This window comes from Deinococcus puniceus (genome assembly GCF_001644565.1).
GTDB lineage: Bacteria > Deinococcota > Deinococci > Deinococcales > Deinococcaceae > Deinococcus > Deinococcus puniceus.
This window is the reverse complement of record NZ_CP011387.1, coordinates 86,323-99,275: the sequence shown is the minus strand read 5'-3', so window position 1 is coordinate 99,275 and position 12,953 is coordinate 86,323. Positions and strand designations below refer to the sequence as shown.

Sequence of the window (12,953 nt, the reverse complement as noted above, 5' to 3'; positions counted from 1 at the left end):
CTGCCGAGGCTGTGCTACCCTGCGTCTATGACGTTCCCGCGCCCGCCGTATTCACCCCGCCGCAAGTCGGGGCGTCTGGCGTAAGCGAAGGCAGAACGGTTCCGGCAGGCGGCGTGCGATACAGGGCACGCCGCCTTTTTTTGCCTCTCTGAGCTGGAAGGAGTTCCCATGACCGACATTCAAAGAAACTTGCCCGTAGACGAACAACTTGCCCTGCTGAAACGCGGCGTCGTCGACCTCGTTTCGGAAGACGATTTGCGGCGCAAGCTGACGCAGGCGCAGGCAGAAGGCCGCCCGTTGCGCGTCAAACTAGGGGCCGATCCGACTCGCCCCGATCTGCATTTGGGCCATGCCGTCATTCTCCGCAAAATGCGCCAGTTTCAGGATTTGGGCCACAAAGTCATCATGCTGATCGGTGATTTTACGGCCATGATCGGTGATCCCAGCGGCAAATCCAAGACCCGCCCGCCGCTGACGCTGGAGGAAACCCGCGCCAACGCAGGGAGTTACCTAGAGCAGTGCAAGCTGATTCTGCGCGACGATCCAGAGGTACTGGAAATCCGCTACAACGGCGAGTGGCTGGAGCCGATGGGCTACGCCGACGTGATCCGGCTCGCCAGCCGCTACACCGTGGCCCGCATTCTGGAGCGCGACGACTTCACCAAGCGCCTCAATTCCGGCACGCCCATTCAGATGCACGAACTCTTGTACCCGCTGACGCAGGGCTACGATTCGGTGGCGCTGGTGGCTGACGTGGAATTGGGAGGCACCGATCAATTGTTCAATAACCTCGTGGGCCGCGCCCTGCAACGCGATTACGCGCAGGAACCGCAAGTCGTGATGACGCTGCCACTGCTGGTGGGGCTGGACGGCACCGAAAAAATGTCGAAGAGTCTGGACAATTACATCGGCCTGACCGACGAAGCGCACCGGATGTTCGCCAAACTGATGAAAGTGCCTGATCCGCTGCTGAACAACTACTTCACGCTGCTGACGGATTTGAGCGCCGAACGCGTAGCGGAGTTGCTGGCGGGGCATCCGGTAGCCGCACACCGCGAACTCGCCCGCGAAGTAGTGGCGTCGCTGCACCCCGGCGCAGACCTAGAGGCCGCCGAAGAACGGTTTAAATCCGTTGCCAAAGGCGGCATTCCTGAAAACATTCCCACTGTGCCCATTCCCGCCACCGAGCGCAACGCCGAAGGACGCTACAGCCTCGCCCGTTTGGTGGTGCTGGCCGGACTGGAACCCAGCAACGGCGCGGCCCGCAAACTGATTGGGAACCGGGGCCTCAAGCTGAACGGCGAAACGGTGGCCGAAGCGCAGGCCAGCATCGAGCTTCCGGAGGGCGGCGCGGTTATCCAGAAGGGCAAAGACCGCTTTGCGAGGGTCATTGCTGAGACTTAGGCCAGAACAATCTTCACGGGGCCTTCATGGGCCTCACAGCGCCTTCTGGCCTCTCCCCCCAACTGGCTGGATTTGGCGCTGTAGGGGCAAAGTTATGCACAGGAAGGTGTGGACAACCTCCGCAGGCTGTGGATAACGTGCTGGAGTGCAAAAACCTCGACTCGTACCCAAGAGTTATCCACAGGGAGCGTGTGGATAAACCGCGTCCCTGTGGATAAAAGCCTGACCGCCCCATCACACTTGGCAACGGGGACGGTCAGGGCGAGCTGAGGATTAGACCCTGTCGCTCATGTCCTCTTCGCGCAACCGCTCAACGCGCAGCATGTTGGTGGTGCCGCGCACGCCGAAGGGCACGCCCGCCGTGATCACGTAGCGGTCTCCCACATCGGCCAGCCCGCTCTTTTTTAGTTCGTCATTGGCAATGCGAACCATGTCGTCGGTGTCGCGGGGGTCTTCGCTGAGCATAGGCACGACGCCCCAAGACAGCGCCAACTGGTCACGCGTCTGGATGTTGGGCGTGAGGGCCAGAATCGCCAGTGGGGGCCGGTTCTTGGCAATGCGGGCCGCCGCGCCGCCCGTGCTGGTAAAGGTCACGATGGCGGGCGAGTCCAGCTTCTCACCGATGGTACAGGCCGCGTAAGCGATAGAATCCTGCGCCAGTTCGGTGTCGACCACCAATTGACGCTGCAACATCTGGTAATGCTCGCTGCCTTCGGCTTCACGGGCGATTCTGTCCATCATCGCTACCGACTCCACCGGATACTGCCCCGCCGCCGACTCTGCCGACAGCATCACGGCGTCGGTGCCGTCGTAGATGGCGTTGGCCACGTCCGACGCCTCGGCGCGGGTGGGGCGCGGCAGGCTGATCATGCTTTCCAGCATTTGGGTGGCCGTAATCACGGGCTTGCCTGCTTCACGGCACATCCGGATAATGCGCTTCTGGATGGTGGGCACCTGTTCTGCACGCATTTCTACGCCCAGATCGCCGCGTGCCACCATGATGCCGTCCACCTCTTTGAGGATGTCCTCGAAGCGGTCTACGGCTTGCGGCTTCTCGATTTTGGCCATCAGCTTGGCGCGGCTGCCAAAGCGTGACAGGTAGTGGCGGGCCAAGAGCAGATCGTCGCGGCTGCGAACGAAGGAGAGGGCTACCCAATCTACGCCGAGTTGTGCGCCAAATTCCATGTCCTGCACGTCTTTATCAGACAGAGCGGGCACAGACAGGTCGGCTTCAGGCACGTTGATGCCCTTGTTGTTTTTCAGGACGCCGCCCACGACCACCGTAGTTTGCACATCGTTGCCACGCACGCCGTCCACACGCAGGGCCATGTTGCCGTCGTCGAGCAGCAGGGCCATACCGGGGTGCACGTCCTGGGCCAAGCCCTTGTAGGTGGTGCCCACGCGCTCGGCGTTGCCTTCCACATCGTCATCCATCGTGATGATGAATTTCTGGCCCTTGACCAGCGTGACCGCACCTTCCGCAAAACGGGCCACGCGAATCTTCGGCCCCTGCAAATCTTGCAAGATACCGATGCTCACTTCTTTTTCGGCGGCCAACTTACGAACCATCTCGAAAGTCTGGCGGTGGTCATCGGGATCGCCGTGACTGAAATTCATACGAACCACGTTCAGGCCCGCGTCGATCATGCGACCCAAGACCTCGGGGCTGCGGCTGGCGGGGCCGATGGTGGCAACAATTTTGGTAGCGCGGTCAAAATGCTTCATGTGGGTTACCTGCTTTGTGCGGGAGAGGCTGCTCTGGTTGGGTCGCTGCTGACAGTGCTGCTGGAAAGGATTCCAAACTGTTCTGAACAGATGGGCGGCAAGGGTCATGGCCCCGCCGCCCACCTGCTTTGGGCCAGCGCAAGCTTTAGCGCAGGGCTTTGCGCCCGAGGAACACGGCGCGGTCACCCAAACCGTCTTCGATACGCAGCAGTTGGTTGTATTTGGCGATGCGGTCAGAGCGGCTGGCGCTCCCGGTCTTGATCTGTCCGGCGTTGGTGGCGACCGCCAAATCAGCGATAAACGCGTCTTCGGATTCGCCGCTGCGGTGGCTGATGATGGTGCCGTAGCGGTTGCGCTTGGCAAGTTCGATGGCGTCCATGGACTCGGTCAGGCTGCCGATCTGGTTCACTTTCACCAGAATGGCGTTGCCTACACCCGTATCGATGCCGCGCTGGAGGCGTTCGGGGTTGGTCACGAACAGGTCGTCGCCCACGAGTTGCACCTTGTCGCCGATCTTCTGGGTCAGCAAGCGCCAGCCATCCCAATCGTCTTCGGCGAGGCCGTCTTCGATAGACAAAATGGGGTAGCGGGCGGCCCAATCGGCCCAGAAATCCACCATTTCGGCGGTAGACAGCACGCGGCCTTCACTTTCGAGGTGGTAATTGCCGTCTTTGTACAACTCGGTCACGGCAGGATCGAGCGCGATGACGATGTCTTTGCCGGGTTCGTAGCCCGCCTTCTCGATGGCTTCGAGGAGCACGCTGAGGGCTTCTTCGTTGCTCTTGAGGTCGGGGGCAAAGCCGCCCTCATCGCCGACGTTGGTGTTGTAGCCGCGTGCGCTCAGCACTTTCTTCAGCGAGTGGAAGGTTTCCGTGCCGTAGCGCAGCGCCTCACGGAAGGACGGCGCACCCACAGGCATGACCATGAATTCCTGAAAATCCACGGAGTTGTCGGCGTGTGCACCGCCGTTGATCAGGTTCATCATGGGCACAGGCAGCGTCTTGGCGTTGCTGCCGCCGAGGTAGCGGTACAGCGGAATATCAAGTTCGGCGGCGGCGGCGCGGGCGGTGGCGAGGCTGACGGCCAACACCGCGTTGCCCCCCAAGCGGCCCTTGTTAGGCGTGCCGTCGAGGTCGAGCATGGCGGCGTCGATGGCGGCCTGATCGCTGGCGTCGAGGCCTACAACGACTGGCCCCAGAGCCTCGTTCACGTTCTGCACGGCTTTTTGTACGCCTTTGCCCCCGTAGCGGCTGCCGCCGTCGCGGAGTTCGAGCGCCTCATGCGTGCCGGTGCTGGCTCCGCTGGGCACGATGGCGCGGCCCACATACCCGCTGTCGAGATGAACTTCGGCTTCTACGGTGGGGTTCCCACGCGAATCCAGCACTTCACGGGCCATCACTTTTTCGATGTTCATGCGTTCCTCCGGGTGTTTCTTGGTCTCGAATCTGAATTCAACCGCATCCCGCCGCAGTCCAAAATCGGTGGGGCGCTAGGTGTACTTAGAACACTATAAGCGCCCCGTGTCAGGTGTGGATGCACCCGGTCTAACGTGGTCACCCGTATTGGCATTCAGTGAAACTAGTCGGGAACTATCTCAGCGAACAGAATCTGAGTCGAAGGGCAGCCTCAGCAGATGCCCGTGCCGCCTCTCACTGGCCCCTCAGACGCGCAGCGTGACCATGACTGCCATGTAGCCGCCTCCGCCGCTTGCACGGAAGATAGCGGGGCTTGTGGAGCCGCTGAACAAAAGTTCGGCGTCGCCCTCGATTGGGCCGAGGGCGTCAAGCACGTGCCTCGCGTTGAATGCCAAGCTCATGGCGGGTTCGGTGCCGCCCTGCACCACGTCCAGCGTGTCTTGGGCACGCCCATAGTCGCCCTCGGCAGCCAGAAGGAGCTTGCCTTGAGAGACTTGAAACTCGACTCGGTTGTTGGCGTTTTTGTCGGCCAGCACAGCCACGCGGTTCACAGCGTCCTTGAGTGCGGTGGCAGGCAGCGTGACCTGCAAGCGGATGTCTTTGGGGATCACCCGCTCGTAGTCGGGGAAGTCGCCGTCAAGCAGTTTCAGGTTCATACGGACGCGGTCTGTGGTCACGGTCAGCATGCCTTCGCCGTAGGTAAACCGGGCCTCGCCGTCCTTCAGCACGCGAATCAGCTCATCGGCGCTGCGGGCAGGCACGATCAGATTTTTGCCGTCGCCGCTGGCCGGAAAGTCCCGAATGGCCACGCGGTAGCCGTCAGACGCCACCACCCGCGCTGTTTCGCCCCGGTGTTCCAACTTGATTCCCCGGAAGACGGCTTGAAAAGCCTCGTTGCTGGCGGCATAACGCACGCTACCAAAAGCCCGCGACAGTTCCCCGGCGTCCAGACTCACGTCGGCTTGCGTGGGGAACGACAAGGGCGGGTAAGCTTCAAAATCCCCGGTTTGCAATTTAAAATTTGAGCCGCCAGCACGCACAGCAAGCTCATTCCCCGTCAATTCCAGTTCCACGAGTTCGCCGCCCAAGCTGCGGACGATCTGGGCGAACAAGTGGGCTGGAATGACAAAGTTTTGCGGATTTTGAACTTCTGCTGGCACGAAGCAGGACAGGTCGATTTCCAGATTCGTGCCGCTGAGGGTCAGGCCCGCTTCTGTGGCTTCGACTTTCAATGAAGTGAGCAGGGGGTTGCTGCTGCGGCTGGGGATCACACGCTCAAGAAGTCCTAGACCTTCGCTCAAGATTTTTTTGGTGACATGCGCTCTCATGTTGGGTGACCTCTGGGCAGGAATGGAAAGGGGAGAGAATCTGGCTTGCTCCCTCATGGCTGGGTTCCTATCTTTTATCTGTCTTTATATAAATTAAAAGATAGTAGTAGTAGTAATAGGGCCTGTGGAAACTGTGGATAAGTAGCTTAGGCGGGCGCTAGGCGCAGGTTTGCCCTGTGGACGAAATTGTGGATAAGTGGCACTTGCCTGTGGATAACCTGTGGATAAAAATGGCACTTATCCACAGGCCTCAATTGACCCAAGGTTATCCACAATTTTATCCACAGGAAAATGGCACTTATCCACAGGTTATCCACAGGGTTATCCACAGCTTGTGAAACTCCGCACACGGTTTTGGAACGCTGGGTGGAACTTATTCAGACCTGTGCGTAAAACAACTGCCTGATTATGCCTCATTTTCTTCCTCATCCAAGCCTTGCATTCGCCTCCGCAGGCTCGAAACCGAGGCGGTCAGTTCAGTATCTTTGCCCATTTGCTCCGTCACTTTGCTCACGGCATGCATCACGGTGGAGTGATCGCGCCCAAAAAACTGGCCGATTTCGGGCAAGGAATGGCTGGTGAGTTCCCGAATCAGGTACATGGCGACTTGGCGCGGCACGACAACCTCCCGCACGCGCCCAGCGCCGCGTACCACGTCCTGCGGCATGTTGAAGTGCGCGGCCACTTGCCGGAGTACATCAATCATTTCTACTTTGACTTCTTGCGGTGTAAAGACATTACTTAAAGCCTTAGCTGCCACCGCACGCGAAAACGGTACGTTATTCAAGCTACTGAAGGCCACAACCCGCATCAATGCGCCTTCCAATTCACGAATGTTGCTCGTCACTTGGCGTGCAATAAGTTCCAACACGTCTTGGGGAATATCAATGCGATTATGCTCCGCATTCATCTTCAAAATCGCCACACGGGTTTCGAATTCAGGCGATTGAATGTCTGTAATTAGACCCCATTCGAAGCGACTTCTGAGGCGACCTTCCAGCGTTTGGATATCTCTGGGTGGCCGATCTGAACTGAGGATGATCTGCTTGTGGTTTTCGTACAAGGCATTGAACGTATGAAAAAATTCTTCTTGTGTCCGCTCTTTGCCTGCCAAAAACTGAATGTCATCTACCAATAGAAGATCAACAGAACGATATCTGTTGCGGAACAGGGTCATCTTATCGTCACGAATGGCGTTAATCAGATCATTGGTGAAGCTTTCCGTAGAAACATATTCGATTCGCTTGCCCGGAAAGCGTTCCATCATGTAATGGCCCACCGCATGCATCAAATGGGTCTTGCCTAGACCCACATCCCCGTAAATAAAGAGTGGATTGTAGGCTTTACCGGGAGATTCGGCCACCGCTAGCGCCGCAGCGTGGGCCAGATTGTTGTTCGGCCCTACCACGAAGTTCTCGAAAGTGTACTTGGGATTCAGGCTTTTGCGGTTCTCGAAGGGGGCGGGCGAAGGCGAGCGCGGGGGCGGGCCGGGCGGTGGCGGCGCGTCTTGCGGCATGAACATGGCTTCTTGCACTGCGGGCAAGACCTGAAAACTCACGGCTGGATTTTGTGCCCCCAGACTGCGGAGCGCGTCTTCCAACAGCTCAAGGTAGTGTTTGCGAAACCACTCCTGCGCGAAACTGTTCCGCACGCCGAGTACCAACGATCCTTCCTGCACGCCCAAGTTTTTGACCGGGGCGAACCAAGTGTGGTACTCGACTTCGGAGATGTTTTTGCGGACGTACCCCAGCACGTCCGCCCAGATTTCCTGCGAAATAAAGCACACCCCCCTTCTGTCCTGCGTCGGATTGTCGCCGTATCGACCCAACCCATGTCAGGCCAGCATACCACCCCCCATTTCTGTAACCCGCCGCCTTACCGACGAACAGGTGAATGAACAGTAAGGTGGGCAGTTCGGGTGAAAGCAGCGTGTGTGGCTAGAGAAGTGGAGTGCTGAACCAACCAGAATCTGCCTTCTAGACGGTGCGGCTGACCTTCACTGCTTCTGCTTCCCGCTCTGGCGTCAGGAGATATTCAGTTGGTTGGCCTGCACTCCAAGCCCCCGTGTCCCGCGCAGTCGTCGCCGGATCGGTCAGCGTGAGGCCAGCGGCGAGAGCACGGGTGGCGTCTACGTCCATCAGGCCGCCCTGTTCGCTGTCGTCGGCCAGATACAGCGGCAAATCGCGCCAGCCGATGCCCTGAGCTTCCAGCGTGGCAGCGTCTACCCACACCACCGACTGTGCGCCTATGGCAGTCATAAATTCGGCCCAAGTCAGGCGCGGGCCAGCCACATTGAAGATGCCGGGCGTGCTGTCTTCTATCACCCGAACGGCAAACCGTCCAAAATCCCGTGCATCTATGGCCTGCACATGATCGGAGCCGCTGCCGGGAGCCAACATGGGCTGGCCGTTCTGCCGAGCCTGCGTCGCACGATCCGGCCAGTACGGATAGCGGGCGGTATGGTCGAAAGGGCCAGCCACGATCTGCGGGCGAAGAATGGTGGCACGGTCTGCGAACACCTCCTGCACGATCCGTTCACAGGTCACTTTGAGGGGGCCGTAGCTCTCGCCCGTGACTTCGGTCAGGTCTTCCGGGGCGGCGGGCAACAGCGGATCGGTTTCTCGGACAGGGTGGCGATTCTGTTCGGCGTACACGCTGACCGTGCTGACGAAGACATAGCGCCCCACGCTGCCCGCCAATGCCTCGGCACTGGCCCGAACTGCGGCGGGCGTGTAGCCGCTGACATCTACGCAGGCATCCCACGTGCGGGCCACCAACGCTTGCAGGCCCGCCGCGCCCCGTTCACGGTCACCCTGTAAGCGTTCCACGTGTTCCGGCAATTCATCCGGAGACTGGCCGCGTGTCAGCACCGTGACCGTATGGCCCGCCGCCAAGAGTGCTTCTACAATGTGCCGCCCCACAAAGCGTGTCCCGCCTAAGACCAGTACCGTCTGGGTTGTTGCCATACCCGCAGAATGCCACGGCGCTCCACTCCGCGCCATACACTGCCTGCCATGAAGATTCGGTTCACGGCGGGGCGGGTGCGGGTGCGCCTAGACGATCTGGAAGCCGCGAGCTTGGCGCGTGGGGAACGGCTGGAAACGGGCGTGAGTTGGCCGGATGGGGGCTGGAGCCTGACGCTCGATCCGCTAAAAGTAGGAGTTCAAGGTGCGGCGGGTGGCCTGACTGTCGGCTTGAAAGACGTGTTGGCTACTCTGCTTGACCCCGCCCAAGAAGGCGTGACTCTCCCCGGCCCGCCGCGTGTGGATGTGGAAAAGGACTACGGGCCACAGCACGAATAACGGCCTGCTCTTACCGCCTGACCCATCTTCCCCCCACTTCTTCGGCCAGTCCTTGCAGTTGCAGCATCACCAGCGCGGTTTGCAATTCAGGGAGGCCCAAACCCGTGCGGGCTTGCAAATCATCCAAGGTAGAAGGTGCGTTGAGCGCGGCCAGTACGCGGGCCTGATCGGGTGGCAAGTCGGGCAAGGGCGCGGTGCGGGCTTGCCCCCAGCCCATCTCGTTCAGGATGTCCTGCACGTTCTCGGTCAGCACGGCTCCGTCACGAATCAGGCGGTGTGGGCCAGCGGCGCGGGGATCGCCTGCCAGTCCCGGCACGGCGAACACGGTGCGGCCACATTCCAGCGCGTGCGTGGCCGTAATCAGTGACCCCGACTTCCACTCGCCTTCTACGACCAACGTGGCCGCACTCAGCGCCGCGATCAATCTGTTTCTGATGGGGAAATGGTGCGTGGCAGGCCCAGTACCCAGCGGATACTCGGAAATCAGCGTGAGCTTGCTGGCGAGGGCAGTGTTTTCCTGCGGATAGATCATGTTCACGGCACTGCCCAAAATGCCGATGCTCAGGCCGCCCGCCTCGGTGCTGGCAGTGTGGGCGGCGGTGTCTATGCCGCGTGCGAGGCCGCTGATGACGATCACGTCGGAGCGGGCCAAATCTGCGGCGATTTTGCGGGTCAGCGCGAGGGCGTGCGGGCTGGCAGAGCGGGTGCCCACTACGCCGACCGCACGCGGCACGGTGGGCAACTCGGGCAGTGGCCCCAGCACCCACAGCACGGCGGGTGGGTCTCCCAGCGAATCCAGCGCCGCCGGATAACCGGGGAGTCCCCGGCCCAGCAGGGTCACGCCCCCTTGCTCCAGTTTGCCCAGCTCGGCCTCGGCCTGCTGCGCGGGCTTGGCGGTTCCTATGCCTGCCAGCGATTTGGCGTCCAACCCCGGCGTATGGCGCAGTTCGGTCAGGGGCATGCTCAGGGCCGCCCGCGCACTGCCAAATCGCTGGCGCAGGTTTTCTATCCGGCGCGGCCCCAACTGAGGCGTCAAGCGGAGGGTCAGCAGGGCGAAGAGTTCCTCGGCTTGCTCGGAAGCAGGAGAGGAACTTGAGGTGGGATTCACACCGCCAGCATAAGCCTAAGAGAGAGGTAAATGTCAGGGCGTTCAACAATGATGTAAAGTCTCTAGCTTTTTAGAGTGGCCGGATCGACAGCGGGGGTTCACGTTCCACTTCCCCCAATCTGACCCCCTGTGCAGAACATCTTCACCCCCTCACAGCCTGGGCGCGTATCATGGCCGGGTGCGGCTCCTGCTGCTTTCTGACATTCACGCCAACCAGACAGCTCTGGAAGCGGTGCTGAGCGATGCCGAACCCAAGCGGCACGAACAGGTCATCCACCTTGGCGACGCGGTGGGCTACGGCCCTCACCCCCGCGAGGTACTGGATACCCTGCGCGACTTAGACGCCGTATGCGTCATGGGCAACCACGATCAGATGCTGCTGGACTACGCCGATGGCCGCCGCGAGATCAAAGAGAGCATCGTGTCTCAGGCGTTGTTGTGGCAACTGGAGCGCCTGTCCGAGCGCGATGTGGCGTGGGTCAGGACGTGGCGCGACGGCATAGACGACCCCGATGTGGGCGCACGCTACCGTCACGGCACCCCGGTCAGCCTCGACGATTACACCGATTCGGTCACGGCGGCCCGCGACGCTTTTCAGCAGTGGCAGGGGCGGCTGGGCTTCGTGGGCCACACGCACGCGCCCAGCGTGTACGCCACCCTCAATGCCCCGGTGGGCGAGTGGATCAAGCATCAGGCGTTTCAGGACGGAGGGAGTTATATGGTGCCGCCCAGCGCCCGCGTGATCCTGAATCCGGGCAGTGTGGGCCAGCCCCGCGACGGCAACCCCAAAGCCAGCTACGCCATTTATGATTCGGTGCGCGGTCACTTCGAGGTGTTCCGGGTGGCCTACAACATTGCGCGGGCACAGGAAGCGGCGCTAGACGCGGGCTTGCCACAGGTGTTGGCGGCGCGATTAGCCATCGGCAAGTAGGACGTGAGTTGTGGCAACTGGGAAAACATCTAAAAAACAGGCTGAAGCTGAGGCAACCGTTCTGGCTATCGGCTCGATGACGGCGCAGGCGGCGCTGCTGCACGGGCCTCTGCTAGAGCAGACCGGGTTGTTTGGGGGCAATGCCCTGCTCCTCACCGGGCCAGCGCGGGTAGGCAAGTTGGCGGTGGCATGGGCGGTGGCCGCGCAGTTCAACTGCTCCGGCACACGCGGCATGTCGGGCGAGGCGTGCGGGCAGTGTCCGTCTTGCCGCACGTTGGCGGCGGGCACCCACCCCGATGTGCTGACGGTGGAACCACGCGCCACCACCAGCACCGGAAAAACGGCGCGGCGCAAAATCATTCCCATCGGCGCGATTCTGGACAGCCGCGACGACAAGAATGAGTACGACATTCACGTCTACGAATTTTTGGAAGTCCGGCCCAGCTTCAGGCGGCGCGTGGTCATCGTGAACGGTGCGGAACATTTGGGAAATACCGCCGGAAACGCCCTGCTGAAACTGGTGGAAGAGCCGCCGCACGGGGCCATGTTCGTGTTTTTGGCCGAGGATGCGCGGGCGGTGCTGCCCACGATTGCCAGCCGGAGCGCCCGCCTGAGGGTGTCGCCCGCACCAGACAGGGCGGTGGCGTTTGCCCTAGCCAAAGCAGGCCACGAGCCAGACCCCGAACTGGTGGCCTTCGCCGCAGGCCGCGCCGCAGTGCTGGCCGACCCGGACACCGTGCGAAACGCTTTGGCCGATGCCCGCGAACTGGATGAAGCCATCGGCACGGGCTTGCTGACCGCGCTGGAAGCCGCCGAACGCTTGGAGAAACGCTTTGACCCCGCGTGGCATCCCGAGGCGTTGCGCTTTGTGTGGCAACCCCGTCCCCCTACCCAGCGTGCCCGTGCCGATACCGCGCTAGACGCCCTACAAGCCGCGCTGGAAGCCTACGCCAGCCCCAGCCTCAGCTTTCAGGTATTCGTGCTGGCCCTGCGGGATGCGTTCGGGTTGGCGTAGAGGGCAAACCCCCCGGTACACTCCCCCCATGACCCGCCCCCACACCCAACCGCAAGTTCACGGTTCCACCCGCGTCTGGACTCTGGCCACTGGCCCCCTCCAAGAAAACGCTGTGCTGGTGGCAGGCCAAGGCAATGAAGGCTTCCTGTTCGATCCCGGCGACGAGGCCGATAAGATACTGGCATGGGTGCGGGCGTCGGGCGTCACGGTGCAGGCCATCTTGCTCACTCACGCGCATTTTGACCATATCGGCGCAGTCCAACCCGTGCGCGAGGCCCTGAAGGTTCCGGTGTATCTGCACCCCGCCGACTTGCCGATTTATCAGATGGGCGCGGCGAGTGCGGCCCGCTGGAATCTGCCCTTCATTCAGCCCCAAGCGCCGGAACACGGCATTGCACAGGGGCAGACCTTTACGGCGGGCGACCTGACCCTGACTGCCCGCGAGGTGCCCGGACACGCTCCCGGCCATGTGGTGTTCGTGGACGCGGCAAGCGGAGTTGTCGTTGCCGGAGACACCCTCTTTCGCGGCGGCATTGGCCGTACCGATTTGCCGGGGGGCAACCACGCCCAACTCTTGGCAGGCATCGCGCAGGAACTGCTGACCCTCCCCGACGAGACCGCCGTCTATCCGGGGCATGGCCCAGCCACCACCATCGGCTTCGAGCGGCGAACCAATCCATTTTTGCAGTAGGGGCGGTGTTCTTGGTTACGTATCCCCGACACGC

Annotated in this window: 11 protein-coding genes; 5 read left to right on the top strand and 6 right to left on the bottom strand. The window is 61.2% G+C overall.

From position 1 onward, the window contains the following. Positions 1–168 precede the first annotated feature (168 nt). A complete protein-coding gene (gene tyrS / locus SU48_RS00460) occupies positions 169–1,404 on the top strand; it encodes a tyrosine--tRNA ligase (protein WP_064013531.1) in 1,236 nt (411 codons plus the stop codon). Positions 1,405–1,677: 273 nt separating this feature from the next. On the opposite strand, the gene pyk is transcribed toward tyrS, so the two are convergent. The 5 genes from pyk to SU48_RS00435 form a co-directional block, all read right to left on the bottom strand. Next, positions 1,678–3,129: a pyruvate kinase gene (pyk, locus tag SU48_RS00455; protein WP_064013530.1), complete on the bottom strand. Its 1,452-nt coding sequence runs from the start codon at positions 3,127–3,129 to the stop codon at positions 1,678–1,680. Between the two features lie 145 nt (positions 3,130–3,274). Next, positions 3,275–4,543 carry a phosphopyruvate hydratase gene (gene eno / locus SU48_RS00450; protein WP_064013529.1) on the bottom strand — a complete coding sequence of 423 codons (1,269 nt, stop codon included), beginning with the start codon at positions 4,541–4,543 and terminating at the stop codon, positions 3,275–3,277. Between the two features lie 246 nt (positions 4,544–4,789). Continuing rightward, the gene (gene dnaN / locus SU48_RS00445; protein ID WP_064013528.1) at positions 4,790–5,872 is read right to left on the bottom strand and encodes a DNA polymerase III subunit beta; all 1,083 of its coding nucleotides are present in this window, start codon (positions 5,870–5,872) and stop codon (positions 4,790–4,792) included. A gap of 406 nt (positions 5,873–6,278) precedes the next feature. After that, positions 6,279–7,625 carry a chromosomal replication initiator protein DnaA gene (dnaA, locus tag SU48_RS00440; protein WP_231881644.1) on the bottom strand — a complete coding sequence of 449 codons (1,347 nt, stop codon included), beginning with the start codon at positions 7,623–7,625 and terminating at the stop codon, positions 6,279–6,281. A gap of 223 nt (positions 7,626–7,848) precedes the next feature. Then, on the bottom strand, positions 7,849–8,838 hold the full coding sequence (locus SU48_RS00435) for an NAD-dependent epimerase/dehydratase family protein (protein ID WP_064013527.1): 990 nt from the start codon (positions 8,836–8,838) through the stop codon (positions 7,849–7,851). A gap of 48 nt (positions 8,839–8,886) precedes the next feature. Here SU48_RS00435 and SU48_RS00430 point away from each other — a divergent pair, with 48 nt between their 5' ends. Next, positions 8,887–9,174, top strand: coding sequence for a hypothetical protein (locus SU48_RS00430; protein WP_064013526.1), 288 nt, complete (start codon positions 8,887–8,889; stop codon positions 9,172–9,174). 10 nt (positions 9,175–9,184) lie between these two features. Here SU48_RS00430 and dprA read toward each other — a convergent pair whose 3' ends face one another. Continuing rightward, complete coding sequence (gene dprA / locus SU48_RS00425; RefSeq protein WP_064013525.1) at positions 9,185–10,282, bottom strand: DNA-processing protein DprA; 1,098 nt, start codon at positions 10,280–10,282, stop codon at positions 9,185–9,187. Positions 10,283–10,460: 178 nt separating this feature from the next. Here dprA and SU48_RS00420 point away from each other — a divergent pair, with 178 nt between their 5' ends. The 3 genes from SU48_RS00420 (at position 10,461) to SU48_RS00410 (ending at position 12,919) form a co-directional block, all read left to right on the top strand. Next, entirely contained in the window at positions 10,461–11,213 is a 753-nt protein-coding gene (locus tag SU48_RS00420; RefSeq protein WP_064013524.1) for a metallophosphoesterase family protein, read from the top strand. 76 nt (positions 11,214–11,289) lie between these two features. Then, positions 11,290–12,228, top strand: a complete 939-nt coding sequence (locus SU48_RS00415; RefSeq protein ID WP_064013523.1) for a DNA polymerase III — start codon at positions 11,290–11,292, stop codon at positions 12,226–12,228. A 28-nt stretch (positions 12,229–12,256) separates the two neighbouring features. Beyond that, on the top strand, positions 12,257–12,919 hold the full coding sequence (locus tag SU48_RS00410) for an MBL fold metallo-hydrolase (protein WP_064013522.1): 663 nt from the start codon (positions 12,257–12,259) through the stop codon (positions 12,917–12,919). Positions 12,920–12,953: the final 34 nt, after the last annotated feature.